13 protein-coding genes, 1 tRNA gene and 2 pseudogenes are annotated in these 22,514 nt (G+C 73.4%); 8 read left to right on the top strand and 8 right to left on the bottom strand.

Going from position 1 to position 22,514, the window contains the following annotated elements:
• Positions 1 to 25 precede the first annotated feature (25 nt).
• Positions 26 to 403, bottom strand: a complete 378-nt coding sequence (locus ACZ4SF_RS15110; RefSeq protein WP_468383492.1) for a hypothetical protein — start codon at positions 401 to 403, stop codon at positions 26 to 28.
• A 225-nt stretch (positions 404 to 628) separates the two neighbouring features.
• Between ACZ4SF_RS15110 and ACZ4SF_RS15105 the strand changes: the two genes are divergently transcribed.
• The 3 genes from ACZ4SF_RS15105 (at position 629) to ACZ4SF_RS15095 (ending at position 3,160) form a co-directional block, all read left to right on the top strand.
• The gene (locus ACZ4SF_RS15105) at positions 629 to 949 is read left to right on the top strand and encodes a hypothetical protein (protein WP_468383489.1); all 321 of its coding nucleotides are present in this window, start codon (positions 629 to 631) and stop codon (positions 947 to 949) included.
• 159 nt (positions 950 to 1,108) lie between these two features.
• Positions 1,109 to 1,939, top strand: a complete 831-nt coding sequence (locus ACZ4SF_RS15100; RefSeq protein ID WP_468383486.1) for a PP2C family protein-serine/threonine phosphatase — start codon at positions 1,109 to 1,111, stop codon at positions 1,937 to 1,939.
• 204 nt (positions 1,940 to 2,143) lie between these two features.
• Positions 2,144 to 3,160 (top strand): MASE1 domain-containing protein, encoded by a 1,017-nt coding sequence (locus ACZ4SF_RS15095; RefSeq protein ID WP_468383709.1) that lies wholly within the window; start codon positions 2,144 to 2,146, stop codon positions 3,158 to 3,160.
• 315 nt (positions 3,161 to 3,475) lie between these two features.
• Here the strand turns inward: ACZ4SF_RS15095 and ACZ4SF_RS15090 are convergent, their stop codons facing one another.
• Positions 3,476 to 3,826, bottom strand: a complete 351-nt coding sequence (locus tag ACZ4SF_RS15090; protein ID WP_468383483.1) for a hypothetical protein — start codon at positions 3,824 to 3,826, stop codon at positions 3,476 to 3,478.
• A gap of 134 nt (positions 3,827 to 3,960) precedes the next feature.
• Here ACZ4SF_RS15090 and selA point away from each other — a divergent pair.
• Together selA and ACZ4SF_RS15080 are read left to right on the top strand one after the other, a co-directional pair.
• Positions 3,961 to 5,331: pseudogene (gene selA / locus ACZ4SF_RS15085) on the top strand (L-seryl-tRNA(Sec) selenium transferase); the annotation flags it as partial.
• A 338-nt stretch (positions 5,332 to 5,669) separates the two neighbouring features.
• Positions 5,670 to 7,358 (top strand): annotated as a pseudogene (locus ACZ4SF_RS15080) (GTP-binding protein); the annotation flags it as partial.
• 101 nt (positions 7,359 to 7,459) lie between these two features.
• Here the strand turns inward: ACZ4SF_RS15080 and ACZ4SF_RS15075 are convergent.
• Positions 7,460 to 7,552 (bottom strand) — tRNA-Sec (locus ACZ4SF_RS15075).
• A 37-nt stretch (positions 7,553 to 7,589) separates the two neighbouring features.
• Between ACZ4SF_RS15075 and selD the strand changes: the two genes are divergently transcribed.
• Positions 7,590 to 8,603: a selenide, water dikinase SelD gene (gene selD, locus ACZ4SF_RS15070; RefSeq protein ID WP_468383480.1), complete on the top strand. Its 1,014-nt coding sequence runs from the start codon at positions 7,590 to 7,592 to the stop codon at positions 8,601 to 8,603.
• Positions 8,604 to 8,771: 168 nt separating this feature from the next.
• Here selD and fdh read toward each other — a convergent pair whose 3' ends face one another.
• The 4 genes from fdh to ACZ4SF_RS15050 form a co-directional block, all read right to left on the bottom strand.
• Positions 8,772 to 12,032, bottom strand: a complete 3,261-nt coding sequence (gene fdh / locus ACZ4SF_RS15065) for a formate dehydrogenase (protein ID WP_468383477.1) — start codon at positions 12,030 to 12,032, stop codon at positions 8,772 to 8,774.
• Positions 12,033 to 12,324: 292 nt separating this feature from the next.
• Entirely contained in the window at positions 12,325 to 13,377 is a 1,053-nt protein-coding gene (gene nrfD / locus ACZ4SF_RS15060) for an NrfD/PsrC family molybdoenzyme membrane anchor subunit (protein WP_468383474.1), read from the bottom strand.
• Positions 13,378 to 13,573: 196 nt separating this feature from the next.
• Positions 13,574 to 14,593, bottom strand: coding sequence for a 4Fe-4S dicluster domain-containing protein (locus ACZ4SF_RS15055; RefSeq protein WP_468383471.1), 1,020 nt, complete (start codon positions 14,591 to 14,593; stop codon positions 13,574 to 13,576).
• Positions 14,594 to 14,608: 15 nt separating this feature from the next.
• Entirely contained in the window at positions 14,609 to 14,947 is a 339-nt protein-coding gene (locus ACZ4SF_RS15050; protein ID WP_468383725.1) for a hypothetical protein, read from the bottom strand.
• A 557-nt stretch (positions 14,948 to 15,504) separates the two neighbouring features.
• Here ACZ4SF_RS15050 and ACZ4SF_RS15045 point away from each other — a divergent pair.
• Positions 15,505 to 19,491 carry a HAMP domain-containing protein gene (locus ACZ4SF_RS15045; protein ID WP_468383468.1) on the top strand — a complete coding sequence of 1,329 codons (3,987 nt, stop codon included), beginning with the start codon at positions 15,505 to 15,507 and terminating at the stop codon, positions 19,489 to 19,491.
• A gap of 127 nt (positions 19,492 to 19,618) precedes the next feature.
• Positions 19,619 to 21,964, top strand: coding sequence for a GAF domain-containing SpoIIE family protein phosphatase (locus ACZ4SF_RS15040; RefSeq protein ID WP_468383706.1), 2,346 nt, complete (start codon positions 19,619 to 19,621; stop codon positions 21,962 to 21,964).
• 4 nt (positions 21,965 to 21,968) lie between these two features.
• On the opposite strand, the gene ACZ4SF_RS15035 is transcribed toward ACZ4SF_RS15040, so the two are convergent.
• On the bottom strand, positions 21,969 to 22,418 hold the full coding sequence (locus tag ACZ4SF_RS15035; protein ID WP_468383465.1) for an ATP-binding protein: 450 nt from the start codon (positions 22,416 to 22,418) through the stop codon (positions 21,969 to 21,971).
• Between the last annotated feature and the right edge of the window lie 96 nt (positions 22,419 to 22,514).

Below are 22,514 nucleotides of genomic sequence, written 5' to 3'. Positions count from 1 at the left end.
CCCGGTGGAATTCGCGGCGGAGCCGTCAGCGCGGGTTGAAGACGACGCTGGCGAACCGCGCGCTGCTGGACGCCGAGTGGCCGGGCGCGAGCCGCAGCGCCGTCCCCTTGCACTTCTTCTTCGTGTAGACGACGAGCGGCTTCTTCGTCTCGTTGCGTGCGCCGCGCGCTTCCTGGGCCATGTCGAAGCACTTGTTGTCCGGCGGGTTGGAGATGGCGTACGCCTTGCCCTGGGGGCCGATCCAGGCGAACGTGCCGTCGGCGGCGAGCGCGGTGCCGGTGGCGGTCATGGTGAGGGCGAGTCCGCCGAGTACGGCGGCGAGCGGACGGTACAGGCGCATGGCGAGTCCTTCGTGCAGGGTGACAGGGGAGAAGCGGACCGGGCCGCCTCCGTAATCTCCCATTCCGGCCCTGCCCGGCCGGGGAGCCGACACGGGGAGGTCCACCGTCCGGGGGACGGGGGCGCGGACGGGTTGACGGGAGCGGAGCCGGCCGGGGCGAGGGGACGGGGGAGCGGGTGGCCCGCGGGGCCCGGGCCGGGGCCTGGCGGCCGATGGGGGCCTTGCTGTGCGAAGGCCGGGAATCGGGGTAGGCGGGGGGACGCGACGCCCGAGGAAAGGACCCGTCTCATGACGACCTACGTGATCAGCGTCCCCGGCACCTTCACCAGCGGCATCGGGGCCGACGCCCGGTCCCGGCTGGCCGGGGCCCTCCGCCCCGCGGATCCGCACGGCACGCGGTTGGGCAACGCCGAGGACCTGGACGTGCTCCGCGTCAACGACGACAACACCTTCACCCTCCGCCTCACCGTCGAGGCGGACACCGGCCCGCACGCCGAGGAGGAGGCGCGCCGCCTCGCGGACGATGCGCTGCGGGACGCGGGACTGGACGAGCGGGAGGCACCGCTCGGACCTGCGGTGATCACCGGAATCGACTCCGAGGTCCGCTGAGCGGACCCGGGTCCCGGCCTTGGCGGCAGGGCCCCGGGCCGGGGCCGCGAAGGGAGCCATCCGGGGGCGCGATACTCGTAAATCGGTAAAATCTAGGCGTTTGCCAAAATCTCCGGCGGCCCGGCCCTCCGCAGGCCGCCGCCCCGGCGGAAGTGATCGATGCCCCGCAAGCGCCCCACGGATCAAGGCGACGAGCTGCTGGCCAGACTCGGCTCGCTCACCGCCCAGGCGCGTCAGCGCGCGGAGCTGCAGCGGACCCAGGTCGAGCTGGCCATCGCCCTGCAGCGCGGCATGCTGCCCCGGGACCTGCCTGCCGCACCCGGTCTGCACCTGGCCGTGCGGTACGCGCCGGCCAACTTCGGCCTCAACGTCGGCGGCGACTGGTACGACGCGTTCGCCATGCCCGACGGCCGAATAGGGCTGTCGATCGGTGATGTACAGGGGCACAACATCGAGGCCGCCGCTTTCATGGGCCAGGTCAGGGCCGGACTGAGGGCGCTCGCCTCCGTCACCGGCGAGCCGGGGGAACTGCTGGCCCGCACCAACGACCTGCTGCTCTCCCTCGGCAGCGACCTGTTCGCCACCTGCACCTTCATGCGGCTGGACCCGGCCACCGGCGTGCTGGAGAGCGCCCGGGCCGGACACATACCCTTCGTCTGGGCCACGGCCGACGGAAAGTCCGGTGTCGTCGACGACGAGGGCGGACCCCCGCTCGGCATCGAACAGGGCATGGAGTACCCGGTCACCCGGCACCGGCTCACCACCGGCGGGGTGTTCGTGCTGCTCACCGACGGTGTCGTGGAAGGACCGTCGCTGACCGTGGAAGAAGGCCTCGACCAGGTGGTCCGGCTCGCGGGCATCGCCGCCGTCGCCGGTCTGGATTCCCACTCCCTTGCCACGGCCGTGATCAAGGGCGCCGAGAGCGTCGGCCACGAGGACGACGCCGCCGTACTCGTCGTGGGCCTGGACGGCCCGGACGCCGAGCCGTGACGGTGTCGGCCTGGACGGGCCGGACACCGAGCCGTGACCGTGCCGGCCTGGACGGCGGACGCCGGCCGAGCCGTGATGGAGCCCGCCGGCCACGGAACCCGGTGCGCACGGCCGCTGCCGGAGCGGTTGCGCATTCGGCCATAGGGCCGGACGGGAGGCTCTCCCGCCTCGCCGACCCGGTGCCGGCGGTGTGAGATGGCTGCTGTGGTGGGTATCGAGGAGCTGCGCCGGCCGGGCGGCAGAGTCGTCCAGGTGCTGGCCGTCGCCGTCTGCTACTACGCGGCGGGGCGGCTCGGCCTGCTGCGCGAGCTGACCGTCGAGGGCGCCGTCGTGACCCCCATCTGGCCGCCGACCGGCGTCGCCGTCGCGGCCCTGCTGATCCTCGGCCTGGGCTGCTGGCCCGGCATCACGATCGGCGTCCTCTGCGTCGTACTGACCCTCACCACGCCCAGCCTCCACGTGCTCGGCATCCTCTTCGGCAACACCGCCGCACCCGTGTGCGCGGCCCTGCTGCTGCGCCGGGCGGGGTTCCGCACCGACCTCGGCCGTTTACGCGACGGCCTCGCCCTGGTGTTCCTGGCCGCGCTGGCCGCCATGCTGATCAGCGCGACCATCGGCGTCGGGCTCCTCGTGATCACCGACAGGCTGCCCGCCCACGGCTTCTGGCCCGTCTGGCTCGCCTGGTGGGTGGGCGACGCGATGGGCGTCCTGATCGTCACCCCGCTGCTGCTGTTGCTGTACGGCGCCCGCAGGCCGCTGTCGCTGGGCCGCTGGAAGGAGGCGACAGCGCTGGCCGTCGTAGCCTGCGCCCTCGTACCGCTCGCGGCCTACAGCTCGATCAGCACGCTGTTCCTCGTCTACCCGCTCATCATCTGGGCCGCCCTGCGGTTCCAGCTGGCCGGCAGCGCGCTCTGTGCGCTGGTGACGTCCGTGGTGGCCACCGTCGCCGCGACCGACGGCGTCGGGGCGTTCGCCGGACTGAACCGGATCGAGGTCATGCTGAAGCTGCAGGCGTTCAACGGTGCCATGGCCCTGACCGCGCTGCTGCTCTCCGCCGTGATCACCGAGCAACGCAACACCCGCAGCTCGGTGGAGAAGGCCTGCCAGGAACTGATGGAGGTGCTGGAACACCTCACCGCGGGCGAGCCGCCGCCGCCCCGGCCGCCGCCGGACGCCGACGACAGGGACGACCGGCCGCCGTGGCCGACCGAAGCGCCGTGAGACGCCGGACGCGGCCCGGGGCCGACGGGTAACCGGGCGACCGCCCCTCCGGTTCCAGGGCCCGCCGCCCCTCCGGTTCCAGGGCCTGCCGTCCCACCGGTTCCGGGGACCGCCGTCCCACCGGTTCCGGGGACCGCCGTCCCACCGGTTCCGGGGACCGCCGTCCCACCGGTTCCGGGGACCGCCGTCCCACCGGCTCCGGGGACCGGCGCCCCTCCGGTTCCGGGGACCGCCGTCCCACCGGCTCCGGGGACCGCCGCCCCTCCGGTTTCAGGGGCCGCCGTCCCACCGGTACTCCGGTCGGCCCGTGCGGCGTCAGTGGTCGGACCTGTTCACCGGTCCCACGTCGTCGCCGCCCGGCTCCGCGGCCGGTGTGCGGTGCTCGGCGCTCCGGCGGGAGGGGGCCGGCGGGTGGGCGGCGCCGACCGCCCCCGGCTGTCCGCCGCCCGTCGTGCCGTAGCCCCCGGGGATGCCCGGAGGGGTGTCCGCGGCGGCGGCCGCCTCGCTGATGTGGCGCCGGGCGCGGACCCCGGCCCGGCGCTCCGGATACGGGTAGTCGAACGGCTCGGCGGCGGCGCGCTCGCGGTCCGCCTCCCGCTGCCTGCGCGCGGCCCGCTCGGCCGCCGTCGCGTTCTCTTCCTGTCGCTTGCGCTCATGCTCGGTCATGCGGCGCCGAGTACCCGAGCGGTGCCCGAGGTCAACGTGCGTTCCGGCGTGTCGAACGGCGGGCCGGGGGCACTGGGAGACGATGAGCGCAGCCCGTACGGGCGCACGGCCGGACCTGGAAGGACAGGGGCGCCATGGAGCAGCGGCCGGTACCGCGAAGTGCCGACGAGGACCCGACGCGGAGCGCGCCCGGTTCCGGCCGCCCGCCCCGGCACGCCGGGCCCGACGCACGCCGCCGTATCCCGCGCACCGACGTGCTGCTGCGCGACCCCCGGTTGTCCGCGGCGGTGGACCGGCTCGGTGCCGCCCCGGTGAGGGCCGCCGTCCGGCAGGCGCAGGAGCGGGCCCGCGAGGGCGGCATCGCACCGGAACAGGTGCCGGGGGCGGCCCTGTCCCTGCTGCCCGGCACGGCGAGCGGCCTGCACCCGGTGATCAACGCCACCGGGGTACTGCTCCACACCAACCTCGGCCGGGCCCCGCTGTCCGACGCCGCCCGGCAGGCCGTGCAGGAAGCCGCAGGACCCACGGACGTCGAACTCGACCTGACGACCGGGGTACGGGCCCGCAGGGGTCGCTCCGCCCTCGCCGCGCTGCTCGAACGGGTGCCGGCCGCCGGTGCCGCGCACGTCGTCAACAACGGCGCCGCCGCGCTGGTCCTCGCCGCCACCGCCCTCGCGGCCGGCAAGGAGATCGTCGTCAGCCGGGGCGAGATGGTGGAGATCGGCGACGGCTTCCGGCTGCCCGACCTGCTGGTCTCGACCGGCGCACGGCTCCGCGAGGTGGGTACGACCAACCGCACCGCTCCCGCCGACTACGCCGGCGTGATCGGCCCCGAAACGGGCTTCGTGCTCAAGGTGCACCCGTCCAACTTCCGCATCACCGGCTTCACCCGGTCCGCCGAGGTCGCCGACCTCGCCGGGCTCGGTGTCCCCGTCGTCGCCGACATCGGGTCCGGGCTGCTCGTCCCGCGTCCGGACCTGCCCGAGGAACCCGATGCCGACAGCCAGTTGCGCGCCGGTGCCGCGCTCGTCGTCGCGAGCGGCGACAAACTGCTCGGCGGGCCCCAGTGCGGGCTCCTGCTGGGCCGGGAGGACCTGGTCCACGCTCTGGCCCGGCACCCGCTCGCCCGTGCCCTGCGGGTCGACAAGCTGACCCTTGCCGCCCTGGAGGCCACCCTCACCGGACCGCCCACCCCGACCGCCCTCGCCCTTGCCGCCGACCCCGCCGGCATCGCAGCCCGCGCCGACCGGCTCGCCGCGGAACTGGCCGCCGACGGGATCGACGCCCGAGCCGTCGAGAGCACCGCCACGGTCGGCGGCGGAGGCGCACCCGGTGTCCCCCTGCCCAGCGCGGCCCTCTCCCTGCCCGAGCCGTACGCCGTCGCCCTGCGCACCGGCCGCGTCCCGGTCGTCGGCCGCCTGGAGGCGGGGCGCTGCCTGCTGGACCTGCGGTCGGTGCCGCCGGAGGACGACGAACGGTTGACGGAGGCTGTCCGGTCGGTGGCGAGCGAGAGGGCCGACCGTCCGGCGGGGGAGGCCGACGGGCCGGCTGGCCGCGGCGACCGTCCGGCGGAGGCCGACGGGCCGGCAGATCGCGACAACCGTCCGGCGGGAGGGACCGGCGAGCCGGCAGACCCTGGCGAGGGACCGGCGGACAGCAACCGTCGACCGCCGGTCAGTCACGGACGCCTCTCGGGAGGCGGCGAACGGTTCGCGGATGGTGGCGGACGGCCCGCGGATGCTGGTGAACGGCTCGCGTGCGGCGGCGGGCCGCTGGCGGATGGTGGTGGGCCGCTCGCTGATGGCCGTCGGTCACCCCGGGCTTCCGCCGAGAGGTGAGTGTGATGCGCGTCCTCGCCACCGCCGGCCACGTCGACCACGGCAAATCCGCACTGGTCCGGGCGCTCACCGGGATGGAGCCCGACCGGTACGAGGAGGAGCGCCGCCGGGGTCTCACCCTGGACCTGGGCTTCGTGTGGACCAGCCTGGCCGGGGAACCGCTCGCCTTCGTGGACGTACCCGGGCACGAGCGGTTCGTCGCCACCATGCTGGCCGGTGTCGGGCCCGTGCCCGCCGTGCTGTTCGTGGTCGCCGCCGACCAGGGCTGGCAGCCCCAGTCCACCGAGCACCTGGCCGTCCTCGACGCACTCGGTGTCCGGCATGCCCTCCTCGCGGTGACCCGGAGCGACCTCGCCGACCCCGAGCCGGTACGCGCCGACGCCGTCGAGCGTCTCGCCGCCACCTCGCTCGGCAAGGTCGCGTCGGTCGCCGTCAGCTCGCTCACCGGTGCCGGCCTGGACGAGCTGCGCACCGAACTGACCCGGCTGGCCGACGAGTTGCCGGCCCCCGACCTCGGCGCCGACGTGCGCCTGTGGCTCGACCGGGCCTTCACCGTCCGCGGTCACGGCACCGTCGTGACGGGCACCCTCGGCGCGGGCACCCTGCGGGTCGGCGACCGGCTGGTCACCTCGGACGGCACCGCCGTGCTGCGAGTGCGCGGTCTGCAGAGTCTGAACGAGGAGCGGACGGCCGTCGGCGCGGTGGCCCGCGTCGCGGTCAACGTGCACGGCCCCGGCGACGAGGCCCTGGGCCGCGGGCAGGTGCTGCTCACCCCGGACCGCTGGCGGTGCACCGAGGTGACCGACGTGCGGATCACCGGGGAGCCCGTGGCCGACCTGCCCCGGGGCGTCACCCTGCACATCGGAACGGCCGCCGTGCCGGTGACCGTCCGCCCGCTGGGCGAGGACACCGCCCGGCTCACCCTGCGCCGGGGCCTGCCCCTGCGGGTCGGCGACCGCGCGGTGCTGCGCGAACCCGGCGGCGGCCGCCTGCCCTGCGCGGTCACCGTCCTGGACGTACGCCCGCCCGGACTGACCCGGCGCGGTGCCGGCCGGGCCCGCGCGGCCGAACTGGCCGGCATGACCGGCCGCCCCGACGGCACCGCCGAACTGCGCCGCCGCCGACTGATCCGGCGTGCCGAGCTGCGGGCCATGGGCATTGCGGTGCCCGGCGAGCCCGTCGCCGGAGACTGGCTGGCCGACGCGGCGTACTGGAGCGAGCTGCGGGACCGGCTGGTCACCGAGGTCGACCGGTACGCCCGTGCCCACCCGATGGAGCCCGGTCTGCCCGCCGAGGCGGCCCGCCGGCTCCTCGGTCTGCCCGACCGTGCCCTGGTCGACGCGCTGGCCGAGGCACAGCCCCGGCTCCTCGCCCGCCGGGGCCGGCTCCACCCCGCCGACAGCCGCGGTCCCGACCTGCCCGCGCCCGTCCGCGCGGCCGTGGACGCCGTGCGCCGGGACCTGAGCCGCGCCCCGTTCCGTGCCCCCGAGGCCGGTCGGCTCACCGAACTGGGCCTGGACCGCAGGGCGTTGGCCGCCGCTGCGAGCGCCGGAGCCCTGCTGCGGATCGCCGACGGGATCGTGCTGCTGCCCGGCGCGGACACCGCTGCCGCCGCCGTGCTGCGCGAATTGCCCCAGCCGTTCACGCTCAGTGAGGCCCGGCGCGCGCTGGACACCACCCGCCGAGTGGCCGTACCGCTGCTGGAGTTCCTGGACGCCCACGGGCACACCGAGCGCGTCGACGACCAGCGCAGGCGCTGTCGCACGGAAGACACGGAAGACACGGAAGAGGGGAACGGAGGCGGACGGGAATCGAACCCGCCGGCCCGAGATCCTCGGGCCCCTCGGTTTTGAAGACCGGGAGGGCCACCAGGCACCCACACGCCTCCACCGTTCGTCAGGCTACTGCCCAGGGAGACCGCAGGTATGACATCGACACCGGCCCGGCAGACGCCCGTACGGCTGACGCAGTTCGCCCACGGCGGCGGCTGCGCCTGCAAGATCCCGCCCGGTGAACTGGAAGCGGTGGTGGCGGGACTGACCGCGCCACCGCTCGCCGGCGGCGACAATCCGCTGCTCGTCGGACTCGCGACCGGCGACGACGCCGCCGTGGTCGGACACGGAGGCACGGCGATCGTCTGCACCGCCGACTTCTTCACCCCGGTCGTGGACGACCCCTACGACTGGGGACGCATCGCCGCCGCCAACGCCCTCTCCGACGTGTACGCGATGGGCGGCCGGCCGGTGCTCGCCGTCAACCTGCTGGCCTGGCCCCGCGACCGGCTCCCCTTCGACCTCGCCCGCCAGGTGCTGCGCGGTGGCCTCGACATCGCCACGGAGGCCGGCTGCCACGTGGGCGGCGGGCACAGCGTCGACGACCCCGAACCGAAGTACGGCATGGCCGTCACCGGCATCGCCGATCCGGAGCGGCTGCTGCGCAACGACACGGGCCGGCCCGGGCTGCCGCTGTCGCTGACCAAGCCACTCGGCCTCGGCGTCCTGAACAACCGGCACAAGGCCACCGGCGAGCGGTTCGAGCAGGCCGTCGCCACCATGACGGCCCTCAACCGGGAGGCCTGCGAAGCCGCCCTTGCCGCCGGCGCCGACTGTGCCACCGACGTCACCGGCTTCGGCTTCCTCGGTCATCTGCACAAGCTGGCCCGGGCCTCCGGGGTCACCGCCGTGGTCGACACCGGCGCCGTCCCGTACCTGGACGGCGCCCGGGAAGCCGTACGGGACGGGTACGTCAGCGGCGGTACCCGGCGCAACCTGGAGTGGGTCGCGCCGCACACCGACTTCGGGGGCACGGACGAGGAGACGCGGCTGCTGCTCGCCGACGCACAGACGTCCGGCGGGCTGCTCGTCGCCGGAGAGGTGCCCGGGGCGCCGGTCGTGGGCGAGCTGGTGCCCCGCGGCACACACTCGGTCGTGCTCAGGTAGAACGGCCCGCCGGCCCGGCTGCACGCCGATCACGGCTCCGGCTCGGCTGCACGCCGATCAAGGCTTCGGTCCGGCTGTACGCAGGTCACGGCTTCGGTCCGGCTGTACGCAGGTCACGGCTCAGCTCGGCGCTGCCGCCGACGACTCTCCGGGATCGGCCTGCGCCGCTCACGGCTCCGTTCCCGTGCGCGCGTCGATGCCCGCCCTCGTCCGGTAGGCCCGCACCAGTTCCACGGCCGCCGGGCCCCGGGGACGCCGGCCGGGGCGGATGTCGACGGCGAACGCCTTCGACTCCTGGATGTGCGTGTTCGGGTCCAGGGACAGATGCAGCAGCTCGTTGGCCGCGTCGCCGGTGCTGTAGCCGTTCGGCCCCCAGTGGTAGGGCAGTCCCACCTGGTGCAGCCGGCGGCCCTGCACGGACAGCGGTGCCATCCGGTCGGTGACCAGCACCCGCGCCTCGATCACACCCCGCGCGCTGACGATCGTCGCCCACCCGGTGTGCTCCAGGCCCCGCTCGGCGGCCAGCTCCGGGGACACCTCGCAGAAGAACTCCGGCTGCAGCTCCGCCAGATACGGCTGCCAGCGGGACATGCCGCCCGCCGTGTGATGCTCGGTCAGCCGGTAGGTGGTGGCCACGTACGGGAACACCTGGGCGCCGGGCTCGTCGCCGCTCGGCTGGTAGCGGTTGTCCGGGTGCGGGGGCAGCAACTGGCGTACCGGGTTGCGCTGCTGGTCGTACAGCAGGTTCGGGAACGGGGAGTCCTGCGGCTCGTAGTGCGCCGGCAGCGGCCCGTCGGTGAGGCCGGCCGGCGCGTACAGCCAGGCCTTGCCGTCGGCCTGCATGATGAACGCGTCCGTGCCTCCCAGTGCCTCGGGCCCGGTCGCGTCCTCGGGCGGCACATGGTCCGGGGACTTGTCCTTCTTGAAGTCGGGCACGTCGTGGCCCGTCCACTCGCCCTTCTCGGGGTCCCACCACACCAGGGCCTTGCGCTCGCTCCAGGGCCGGCCCTGGGGGTCGGCGGAGGCGCGGTTGTAGAGGATGCGCCGGTTGGCGGGCCAGGCCCACGCCCACTCGGCCGCCACCCAGTCCTGCTCCTGACCGGGCTTGCGGCGGGCCGCCTGGTTGACGCCGTCGGCGTAGACACCGCAGTAGATCCAGCAGCCGCAGGCGGTCGAGCCGTCGCCCTTCAGTTCCTCGTACGAGGAGAGCGGAGCGCCCGCTGCGTCGCGGCCGTTGATCTCGGCGAGCACGGCCTCCGCGTCCGGTTCGGCGTGCCGGCCCTTGGTCGGGTAGTCCCAGGCCAGGTCGAGCACCGGCCGGTCCATCTCGTCACCGGACCCGGCCAGCTTCTCCCGGACGATGCGGCCCAGATGGAAGGTGAACCACAGGTCGCTGCGCGCCTCGCCGGGCGGCTCGACCGCCTGGTGGTGCCACTGCAGCAGCCGCTGGGTGTTGGTGAAGCTGCCGTCCTTCTCGGTGTGCGCGGCGGCCGGCAGGAAGAACACCTCGGTGCGGATGTCCTCCGTGCGCAGCTCTCCGGTCTCGATCTCGGGCCCGTCCTTCCACCAGGTCGCCGACTCGATCAGTGAGAAGTCGCGGACCACCAGCCAGTCCAGGTTGGCCATGCCGAGCCGCATCAGTTTCGCGTTGGCGTTGCCCACGGCCGGGTTCTCGCCGATCAGGAAGTATCCCTTGCAGACGCCTTCCAGCTGGGCCATCGTCGTCTCGTACGTCGAGTGGGAGCCGGTCAGCCGGGGCAGGTAGTCGAAGCAGAAGTCGTTGTCGGCGGTCGCCGCGTCGCCCCAGTACGCCTTGAGCAGGCTCACCAGGTACGCGCGCATATTGCCCCAGTAACCCTTGTGCGCGGCGTCGGCCTCGACGAAGGCGCCCAGGTCCTGGTTCTGGTGGGCGTGCGGCATCGGGATGTAGCCCGGCAGCAGGTTGAACAGGGTCGGGATGTCCGTGGACCCCTGGATGGAGGCGTGCCCGCGCAGGGCCAGGATGCCGCCGCCAGGCCGGCCGATGTTGCCGAGCAGGGTCTGCAGGACGGAGGCCGCCCGGATGTACTGCACCCCGACCGTGTGCTGGGTCCAGCCGACCGCGTACGCGAAGGCCGTCGTCCGGTCGCGCCCGGAGTTCTCCGTGACCAGCTCGCACACCTGCCGGAACAGCTCCTGCGGCACCCCGCAGATCTGCTCGACCAGCTCCGGCGTGTAGCGGGCGTAGTGCCGCTTCAGCACCTGGAACACACAGCGCGGGTGGGTGAGCGTCTCGTCGCGTTCCGGCTCGCCCTCGCCGATCACCGCGCCACCGGAACCGTGGGCCTCGCCGCGGGCGGCCTCGGTCACGGAACTGCCGCCGCCGGTGCGCTTGTCGTAGTCCCGGTCGCGTTCCCCCGACGCCGCCTGCATCTCCACGCCCTCGTACTGCCAGCTGGCGTTGTCGTAGGTGCGGTTTCCGGAGTCGAGACCGGAGAAGACGCCGGCCAGGTCCTCGGTGTCCCGGAAGTCCTCGCGCAGGATCACCGGGGCGTTGGTGTAGGCCACGACGTACTCGCGGAAGTACTTGTCGTTGCTCAGGACGTAGTTGATGATCCCGCCGAGGTAGGCGATGTCCGTGCCCGCGCGCAGCGGCACGTGCAGGTCGGCCAGCGCGCTGGTGCGGGTGAAGCGCGGGTCGACGTGGATCACCTTCGCGCCCCGGGCCTTGGCCTCCATCACCCACTGGAACCCGACCGGATGGCACTCGGCCGTGTTCGAGCCCTGGATGACGATGCAGTCCGAGTTCTGCAGGTCCTGCTGGAAGGTGGTCGCGCCGCCGCGTCCGAACGAGGTTCCCAGACCGGGAACGGTGGAGGAGTGTCAAACGCGGGCCTGGTTCTCGATCTGGATCGCGCCGAGTGCCGTGAACAGCTTCTTGATCAGGTAGTTCTCTTCGTTGTCGAGCGTGGCGCCGCCGAGACTCGCGATGCCCAGGGTGCGCCGGGTGCGGGTCTCGTCGACCTCCCACTGCCAGCCGGCCCGGCGCGCCTCGATCACCCGGTCGGCGATCATGTCCATCGCCGTGTCCAGGTCCAGCCGCTCCCACCCCGTGCCGTGCGGTCGCCGGTAGAGAACCTGGTACTCACGGGCGTCACCGGTGGTCAGCTGCAGGCTCGCCGAACCCTTCGGGCACAGCCGCCCCCGCGAGATGGGGGAGTCGGGGTCGCCCTCGATCTGGGTGACCCGGCCGTCCTGGACGTAGACGTTCTGGCCACAGCCCACCGCGCAGTACGGGCAGACGGACTTCACCACCCGGTCGGCGGTGGCCACCCGGGGCGTGAGCCGCTCGCTGCGCCCGCTCTTGGCGGCGGCTCCGCGGCCGAGCGGGTCCGTGCCGGTGAGCTGGCGGTAGACCGGCCAGGAGTCGATCCAGGTGCGTACGCCCACGGCACCCTCCTCCCGCTCGCTTCCTCGATTGTCCCGCAGCCTCGCGATCACGGCACGTCCGGCGGCGGGGTACCCCAGCCGGCCGCGGCCAAACGGATCCGGCAGGCACGTGTGCCGTTTCCGGAGGTGTGAGTGCCGCGGCCGGCGGACTCCGCCGCTGCGGTGTGTCTGCACACGGACCGGGCGGGGTTTCCGGCACCTTCTGCACCTTCACTTTCACCCCGGGCCGGGCGGGGTGCCCGGCATCTTCACTTCCACCCCGGGCCAGGCGGGGTGCCCGGCATCTCCACTTTCATCCCGGACCGGGTGGGCCGCCGGCGCGGCCGGTGCGCGGAGGCTCCTGTGCCCCAAGCCTCTCGCGCTGGGGAACGACCGTGTACCTGGGGTCCTCGGCCGAGGCCACGCCCGCATGGAACACACCGAACCGCAGGGCCGCCGACCCGGTGAGCAGCGCGGCGGCGGCCGTCAGCGCCACGCCCCGGTGCCGCCCGGAGAACACGGCCAGGGCCGCGCCGCCCGCGGTGAGCGCCTCCGCCGCCCGCAGCAACAGGTGCGGTCTGCCCCGCTCGAAGGGCTCGGCGGCCAAGCCCATGTGGCGCTTCATGGTCCGGAACGCACCCAGTTCCATCGCGGCACCCAGCACCGCCAGCCGGCGGGCGGGCCCCGCCTCGGCCGCCGGGGCCGCGGCCAGGGCGAGCCCGGACGCGGCGGTCGCGGCAGAGCCCGCGAAGACGAACGGCAGCAGGCGCCAGCCTTCGTGCCAGGAAGGCACGGCCGTGTCCGACAGCAGCACCGCGGTGTACGTGGCCACGGCCGGCCCGAGGACCGCGGAGCCCGCCGTGGCGGCCGAGCCCAGCAGCCGGTACCGGCCCGCCACCTCGGTGGCCGCTGCGGTCAGCGCCAGCGGCGCGTACCCGGCGAGCACCCACGAGCCCACGCTCATGGGGGAGGTCGGCTTGACGACCCGCAGCATGTTGAGGAACCGGGCCGGCCGGCCCAGGTCGTGGACGAGCGCCGCCAGCGACAGCGAGATGGCCCCGGCCGCGCCGAGCTTCGCCGAAGCCGCGAGCCAGGGCCGCCCGGTGACCTGCCCCCCGGCCGCCAGCAGCGAGGACGCCCCGGCCAGCCCGCCCAGGTACAGGTACCCGGCGATGTCCAGCGGCTTCCACGTCGGCTTGTTGAGCACGGGCCTGCCGTAGTACGACGAGAACTCGGCGTCCGGCACCATGGGCTGCTCGCCCCGGCCACGCCCGCGCCTGCGGCGGCCCGCACGGGCTCCGGTCGGTGCCTGCCGGCCGGGCCGTGCGCCCTGGATCCCGTCCCGGGTGACGTCCGACTCGCTCATCGTGGCCTCCTCACGAAACGTCCGGGACTCATGGCGACCCTGTTGCCGGGGCCGCCGGGGCCGCCGGGGCCGCCGGGGCCGCCGGGGCCGCCGGGGCCGCCAGGGTTGCCGGGGCCGCCGGAGCGGCCGTTGCCCCTCGCGGCGCCCTGGGGAACGGCCGTCGCCCCCGCGACCCGCACGGCGGAGCGGTCGTCGTTCATCGTGGCCTGCGCACGAAGCTGCCGACGGCCAGTGCGGCCAGCGAGACTGCGGCCAGCGCGGCCTGCCGCCACATCCCCGGCAGGTCCCGGGTGGTGACCACCGGGTCCGGGGGCAGCCCGTACACCTCCGGCTCGTCCAGCAGCAGGAAGAACGCGCCGGCGCCGCCGACCCCGTCCTCCGGGCTCTCGCCGTAGAGACGGGCGTCGGTCACGCCGGACGCGCGCAGCTGCGCCACCCGCGCCCCCGCCCGCTCCCTCAGCTCCTCCAGCGGCCCGAACTGGATGGAGTCCGTCGGGCAGGCCTTCGCGCAGGCGGGCTCCATGCCGGTGCCGAGCCGGTCGTAGCACAGGGTGCACTTCCACACCCGGCCGTCGTCCTTGCGCTGGTCGATGACGCCGTACGGGCAGGCGGGCACGCAGTAGCCACAGCCGTTGCAGACGTCCTCCTGGACGACGACCGTGCCGAACTCGGTGCGGAACAGCGCGCCCGTGGGGCACACGTCCAGGCAGGCCGCGTGCGTGCAGTGCTTGCACACGTCCGAGGCCATGAGCCAGCGCAGTTCGGTGCGGCCGTCGGGGGAGAGGGGGGAGATCTGCCCGGCGGGGGCGCCCGCGGGTGCCCGGTCGGGCGGGGGAGCGGTGGCGCCCGGGCCGGGAGACGCGGCATCGGTGCCGAGCCGGGCCGCGGCCGCGAACACGTCGACGTCGTCGTGCGCGACCCCCGGCTCCTGTCCGCCGAGCGGCTTGCGCTGCTCGATGAAGGCCACATGCCGCCAGGTGTCGGCGCCGAGGGTCTGTGTGTTGTCGTAGGACATGCCGGTCAGTTCGAGGCCGTCCTCCGGGATGGCGTTCCATTCCTTGCAGGCCACCTCACAGGCCTTGCAGCCGATGCACACCGAGGTGTCGGTGAAGAAGCCCACGCGGGGCGGGGCGTCCGGGTAACCGGCCGCACCGGCCACGTCCCGCTGCGGGCCGTACCACTGGTTCCGGCGGTCCGTGCCGTCGTCGTCACTCATCGCCGGTCTCCTCGCTCACGACTCCTCGCCGTGCCCGGGCACCAGGCCCGGTGCGGCCCGCACGAACTCGATCCGGCGCCGCTGCCGCTCGGTGGCCGGCATCTCCACGCTCCGGACGAAGTACCAGCGGCTGAGGGCGTTGGCGATCTGCACCAGCGCACCCATCAGCGACAGATACGTCCCCACCACCAGGATCGACCGCACGATGCCCTGAGCGGTGCGCAGACCGGTGCGGGACAGCAGGTCGTCGGGGAGCGAGCAGCCGCACCTGCCCGCCGAGGCGACCGGCAGCCGCTGGTTCAGCGCCGACACCGGGCGCTCACCGCGCCGCGAGGACCGCCGATGCTCCGACACCGCCACTGGTGCCCGTCCTTCCGCCCGTGCTGAATCCCTCACTCTCGGTGCTCTGCTTCGAGCGTGGCACGGGTGCCCAAGCTCCGCGCGCCCGAAACGGCCTGGTGGACGGAGCTGTCGTCCGGGGCTGCCGGCCGTCCGCTGCGACCGGCCCCGGCGCGTCGCCCCGGTTTGGGCCGACGTGCTCGCCGGGCGTGGGCCGGTACCGCTGGAGTTCGTGGTGGACGGCGAAATTCCGCCGGACTGGGCGGCCAAGGGGGACGCGGGGCGGAATCCTGACCGGAATCAGCGCCGCATGCCGCTGACAAAACTCGTGCGAGTACCCGGTTCAGAACACTTCACACCTGCTCCGGCGGGCAAAACTCGATGATCGACGAGCGTTGGCCGGTTCTTTTGTCCAAGCCCGCCGAGGTGGGTTAGCCTGCGGCGTATTTTTCTCATCATGCAAATCCGTGAACTGCGGAAATGCACACACCAACGGCCGGTACGCAGTGTGCGCCCGGCCGCGGTTCCGAGCCCTCGCCCGGGGGCTCTTGGGGAGTGGATCGAGGGTGCGCATGGCCGGCAAGGCGACCGGGACGACCGAGGCCGTCCCGGGTGACCACGAACTGAGAATGCTGCTCGCGGGGCTGACCGCGGTGCGCGACGGAGACTTCGGGACCCGGTTGCCCGACGACTCCACCGGACTGATGGGCGACATCGCGACCGTTTTCAACGGCATGGTCGACCAGTTGTCCGTGTTCACCTCCGAAGTCACCCGGGTTGCCCGGGAGGTGGGCACCGAGGGCACCCTCGGCGGACAGGCGCAGGTGCCGGGCGTCTCAGGGACCTGGGCCGACCTGACCGACTCCGTCAACGCGATGGCCGGCAACCTCACCACCCAGGTCCGCGACATCGCGCAGGTGGCCACGGCCGTGGCCAGGGGTGACCTGTCCCAGAAGATCGACGTGCCCGCGCGGGGCGAGATCCTGGAGCTGAAGAGCACCATCAACACGATGGTGGACCAGCTGTCGGCGTTCGCGGACGAGGTGACCCGCGTCGCCCGCGAGGTGGGCACCGAGGGCCGGCTCGGCGGACAGGCGGACGTCAAGGGCGTCAAGGGCACCTGGCGCGACCTGACCGACTCGGTGAACTTCATGGCCGGGAACCTGACCGCGCAGGTGCGCAACGTCGCCCAGGTGGCCACCGCGGTGGCACAGGGCGACCTGTCCCAGAAGATCACCGTGGACGCGCGCGGTGAGATCCTGGAGCTGAAGAACACCATGAACACGATGGTGGACCAGCTGTCGGCGTTCGCGGACGAGGTGACCCGGGTGGCCCGCGAGGTGGGCACCGAGGGCAGACTCGGCGGTCAGGCGCAGGTGCGCGGGGTCGCCGGCACCTGGAAGGACCTCACCGACAACGTCAACGTGATGGCGTCCAACCTCACCGGGCAGGTCCGCTCCATCGCCCAGGTCGCCACCGCCGTGGCCAAGGGCGACCTCTCGCAGAAGATCACCGTCGAGGCCAAGGGCGAGGTCGCCGCGCTCGCCGACGTCATCAACACCATGGTCGACACCCTGTCGGCGTTCGCGGACGAGGTGACCCGGGTGGCCCGCGAGGTGGGCACCGAGGGCAGGCTCGGCGGCCAGGCGCACGTGCCCAACGTGGCCGGCACCTGGAAGGACCTCACCGACAACGTCAACTCCATGGCCAACAACCTCACCGGCCAGGTGCGCAACATCGCGCTGGTGACGACGGCCGTGGCCAGGGGCGACCTGTCGAAGAAGATCGACGTCGACGCCCGCGGCGAGATCCTCGAACTGAAGACCACCATCAACACGATGGTCGACCAGCTGTCGGCGTTCGCCGACGAGGTCACTCGCGTCGCGCGCGAGGTCGGCACCGAGGGCCGGCTCGGCGGGCAGGCCGAGGTCGAGGGCGTCTCGGGCACCTGGAAGCGGCTCACCGAGAACGTCAACGAACTCGCCGGGAACCTGACCCGGCAGGTCCGCGCCATCGCCGACGTGGCCAGCGCGGTCGCCGAGGGCGACCTGACCCGGTCCATCACGGTCGACGCCTCCGGCGAGGTCGCCGACCTCAAGGACAACATCAACTCCATGGTGGGGTCCCTGCGCGAGACCACCCGGGCCAACCAGGAGCAGGACTGGCTGAAGACCAACCTCGCCCGGATCTCCGGCCTCATGCAGGGCCACCGCGACCTGCCCGTCGTCGCGGAACTCATCATGGACGAGCTGGTCCCGCAGGTCTCCGCGCAGTACGGCGCCTTCTACCTCGCCGAGGACGGCGCGTCCGGGCCCGAGCTGCGGCTCGTCGGCTCCTACGGACGGCCCGAGGAGGACAGCCGGCCCGTCCGCATCCCGTTCGGCCGCTCCCTGGTCGGCCAGGCCGCGCGCAGCCGCCACACCATCGCCGTGGACGAGCTGCCGCCCGGTTACATCACGATCTCCTCCGGCCTCGGCCAGGTCGAGCCCACCGCGCTGCTGCTGCTGCCCATCGTGTTCGAGGAACAGGTCCTCGGCGTCATCGAACTGGCCGCGGTCACGCGGTTCACGCCGGTCCAGCGCGACTTCCTCCAGCAGCTGGTCGACACCATCGGGGTCAACGTCAACACCATCGTCGCCAACGCCCGCACCGACGAACTGCTCCAGGAATCGCAGCGGCTGACCAGCGAACTGCAGTCCCGCTCGGCCGAGTTGCAGGCCCGGCAGGAGGAACTCCAGCGCTCCAACGCGGAACTGGAGGAGAAGGCCTCGCTGCTGGCCGACCAGAACCGGGACATCGAGGCGAAGAACCTGCAGATCGAGCAGGCCCGGCAGGAACTCGAGGCCCGCGCCCGCCAGCTGTCGCTCGCCTCCAAGTACAAGTCCGAGTTCCTCGCGAACATGAGCCACGAGCTGCGCACCCCGCTGAACAGCCTGCTCATCCTCGCCCAGCTGCTGGCCCAGAACCCGTCCCGCAACCTCACGCCGAAGCAGGTCGAGTACGCCGGCATCATCCACTCCGCCGGCTCCGACCTGCTCCAGCTGATCAACGACATCCTGGACCTGTCCAAGGTCGAGGCCGGCAAGATGGACGTCACGCCCGAGCGGGTCTCGCTGCGGCAGCTGATCGACTACGTCGAGGCCACCTTCCGGCCGATGACCTCGCAGAAGAGTCTCGACTTCGCGGTCACCACGGCTGCCGGCGCCCCCGCCGACCTGCTCACCGACGACTCCCGGCTCCGGCAGATCCTGCGCAACCTGCTGTCCAACGCGGTGAAGTTCACCGAGCAGGGCGGAGTCGAGCTGCGGGTCGAACCCGCCGCCGACGGCGAGGTGCCCGAGGGCGTGGTGCGAGGCGGTGCGGTCGTCGCGTTCCGCGTCCAGGACACCGGTATCGGCATCCCGGAACAGCAGCTGGAGACCATCTTCGGCGCGTTCCAGCAGGCGGACGGCACCACCAGCCGCAAGTACGGCGGCACCGGGCTCGGCCTGTCCATCACCCGGGAGATCGCGCACCTCCTCGGCGGCGCCGTCACGGTCGACAGCACCCCCGGCAAGGGCAGCACCTTCACCCTCTTCCTGCCCGTGGCCCGGCCGGACTTCGAGGAGGTGCTGCGCAGCGGCCGTGCCGTACCGAAGCCGGCCGGGCAACTCACGGCGGACGGTACGAGCGGACACCGGCCGGCGGCGGGGGCACCCCTCGTCACCGCGAAGCGGCAGCGCTCGCGCCGCCTGCTCGTGGTGGAGGAGCGGCCGCGCGGCCTGCTCACGCTCGTCGCCGAGAGCGTGGTCAGGGACCTCGCGCAGAGCCGTCCCGACGACACCGGCACACCCGTCGACATCATCACCGCCGTCGGCGCCCAGGAGGCGGCAGGTGCCCTCGCCGCGGAGCCCTGCCACTGTGTCGTCGTCGAACTCGGCATGCCCGACGGGGAGTCCGCCCGCTTCCTGGAGGCCCTGCGCGGCGACTCCGCCCTCGCGAGCGTGCCCGTCCTGGTGCACAGCTCCCACCGCACCGAGCAGCTCAGCGAGGGTGCGGACGGCCCGCTGGAGTACCTGTTCAGCCTGGACGAGCTGCGCGAGCGGATCGCACTGCACCTGTCCGCCGAGGAGCCCGGCGAGGTCCTCACCCTCGTCCGCAACGACGAAGCCCAGCGGACGGCACCGCCGTTCACCGACGAGCAGACCCGGGGCCGTACCGTGCTCGTGGTCGACGACGACGCCCGCAACCTGTTCGCGCTCAGCGGCATCCTCGAACTGCACGGCTTCCGTGTGCTGCACGCGGAGAACGGCCGCAAGGGCATCGAGACCCTGGTGAACAATGCGGACGTGGAACTCGTGCTGATGGACGTGATGATGCCCGAGATGGACGGCTACGCGGCCACCGCGGAGATCCGCAAGATGCCGCAGTACGCGGACCTGCCGGTGATCGCCGTGACGGCCAAGGCCATGCAGGGCGACCGGGAGAAGAGCCTCGCCTCGGGCGCCAGCGACTACGTGACGAAACCGGTGGACACCCATGACCTCATCGCCTGCGTCCGGCGCTGGCTCCCCGTATGAGGGCGGCACGGCACGCACGCCCGCCCGTCGGACGAGGAGTACGGACCCGGTGAACACGCAGGAACCCCCCGCCGCCCCGGTCACATCCGACGACGTCCCCGTCCGGCTCCCGGACGTGGACGTGGCGATGCCCGACGTCCCCGCCGCCTCCCCGGTGGGCCGGCTCGCCGCCACCGTCGAGCGGCTGCGCCGGGAGGTGCGTGCGGCGCAGGCCGAGGCCGAGGGCCGGGCCCTGCTCGAACTGGCCAAGGGCATCCTGGTCGAACGCCTCGGCTGCGGCCCCGCCCAGGCGGCCCGCCAGCTCGCCGAACTGACCGAGCAGGCGCAGGTGAGCCCGCTGGAGTTCGCGGTGGACGTCATCAACCAGGCCGCCCGGGACCGGGTCTCGGAGGTCACCGAGACGTTCCTGTCCGTCACCGCGGACCGGGCCGAGCCCGTCACGGAGTCCGCTGCCGTACGGCTGCGCGCCGCCGAGAGCGGCGTCCTCGCCGCCCATGACACCCAGGCGATGGCCGACTCGCTGCTCGACCATGCGCTGCGCCCGCTGGGCGCGGTCGCCGTGGCCATCTGGGCGGCCGGTTCGGACGGTTCGCTCACCCTGGCCGGCAGCGCCGGTTTCCCGCCGGGCGAGGCGGCCCGCTGGCGCTATGTCCCGCCCGACGTGGCCACGGTGGCCCGCAGGGGCCTGACCGAACCCGACGGGCAGTGGTTTCCCTCGCTCGCCGAGTCCGGGCTGCCCACGATCGGCCAGCGGCAGTACGCCGACGGCGCACGGATCGCCGTACCGGCCGGCGCCGGCGGCCGGATCCACGGCGTCCTTGAGATCGCCTGGCCCAAGCCCGAGGCACCGCTGCCACGGCCGGTCCTCCGGCAGGTCGAGGCCCTCGCCGAGCTGTGTGCGCACACCCTGGAGACCGTCGCACCGACGCCGGGCACCGGGCCGGAACACGGACTGCTTCCCGACGTGGTCGAGCTGATGGACCTGGCGGACGGGCTGCACGACCCCGCCCTGGTGCTGGTTCCGCACCTGGACGACGCCGGGCAGCTGGTCGACTTCCGTATCCAGCACGTCAACAGCCGCTTCCTCGACCCGGCGGGCCGGCCCCGGGCCGTCGTGGGCGGTGCCTTGCTGCTGGAGGCCTACCCGATGGCCGCCGGTGCCAGCGAGCTGTTCCAGCGAGTGGAGCGGGTCCACGCCACCGGCGAGCCGTTCCGCGCCCGCCGTATGCGGCTCACCGCGCTGGTCGACCAGGTGCCGCTCGCCGCCGTCGCCGACATCAGCATCAGCCGGCACGGCGCCGGCGTGCTGCTGATCTGGCGAATCGAGGACGAGGCGGCCCGCCTGGCCAGCCTGCTCCAGCACGCCCAGCGGCTCGGCCGGATCGGCGGGTTCGAGGAGAACCTGCTCACCGGCGAGATCACCTGGAACGGCCAGCTGTTCAGCCTGTACGGCCGCCCGCCCACCAGCGTCCCGGTCGCCCTGCAGGATCTGCCCGCCCACGCCCACCCCGACGACGCCGTCACGCTCGGCCGCTTCCTGCGCACCCTGCTGCACCATCGCAGGCCCGCCTCCGCCGCGTTCCGGCTGCTGCGCCCGGACAGCGTGACCCGGCACATGCGGGTCGTGGCCGAACCGGTCCTCGACACCGACGGCCAGCTCCTCGGCGTGCGCGGCGCCTACCAGGACATCTCCGCCCAGCACTGGACCGAGGTCGCCCTCGCCGCCACCCGGGACCAGCTGGCCCACACCGAGCAGCAGGCCCTGGAGCGCAACCGGCTGACCCTCCAGCTCCAGCACGCCATCATGCCCCCGGCACAGGCGCCACTGCAGGTGCCCGACCTCCGGGTGGCCGTGCGCTACCGGCCCGCCGAGACCGAGCACCTGGTCGGCGGCGACTGGTACGACGCCGTCGTGCTGCCCTCCGGACTGGTCCTGCTGTGCGTCGGCGACGTCGCCGGGCACGGCATCGAGGCGGCGACCAGCATGGTCGTCCTGCGCAACGCGCTGCGCGGCCTCGCCGTGACCGGTGCGGGCCCGGCACAGCTGCTGGCGTGGCTGAACATCGTCGCCCACCATCTGACGGGCGGGATCACCGCCACCGCCGTCTGCGGGCTGTACGACGGTGAACGGCGCACCCTGCGCTGGGCGCGGGCCGGTCATCTGCCGCCGGTGCTGGTGCGGGACACACAGGCCACCGCGCTGCCCCCGGTCAAGGGGATGCTGCTCGGTGCCGTGCCGGAGGCGCGCTACGAGGAGACGGAACTGCAGCTGGCCGCGGGAGACACCCTGCTGATGTACACCGACGGCCTGATCGAGCGGCGGGACCGCTCGGTGGAGGAGTCCGTGTCCCACCTCCTGGAGACGGCGGGTGCGGTGACCACCACCCTCGACCAGCAACTGGACCGGCTGCTCACCTACAGCAGGTCGGACACCGACGACGACACCTGCATCGTCGGCATCCGGGTCGCCTGACCGGTCAGCCGGCTGCCGCCGGGGCGAGCGGCACGGTCGCCGTGACCCGCTTGCCGCCCGGCAGCCAGGTCACCTCCAGCTCGCGTGACAGCATCGTCACGAGGAGCAGCCCGTGGCCGCCGATGCGCCGGGGGTCGGGAGGGCGCCGCCGCGGCGCTTCCCGGGACGTGTCCGTGACGGTGATGAGCAACGTGCCGGCGCCGGGCGGCAGCTCCAGGCGCAGGGTGCACGGGCCTGGGGCGTGCTTGGCCGCGTTGGTCACGAGTTCGCTCACCACCAGCTGGGCATCCTGCACCGCGCGCCGCCCGGGGGCGGGCCGCGCCCGGGCGAGCAGGGCGGTCACGGCGTCTCTCGCCTCCGCGATGCTGGATACACCGGTGTCCCAGGTGCGGCTGAAGCGCAGGTGCGCCGGGCGGGCCTGCGTGATCGCGTGCGTCCTGAGCGGGATGTCCATACCTCGTTGCCCTTTTCCTCTGGGGTGAGGGTCCCTTCGTGTGCACAGGGGGTCGTGCCGTCCCTGCTCGGCTACCCGCTGGATCGCCCGTCAAGA

The organism is Streptomyces sp. NPDC027663, from assembly GCF_055566415.1.
This window is presented reverse-complemented; position numbering and strand designations above follow the sequence as displayed.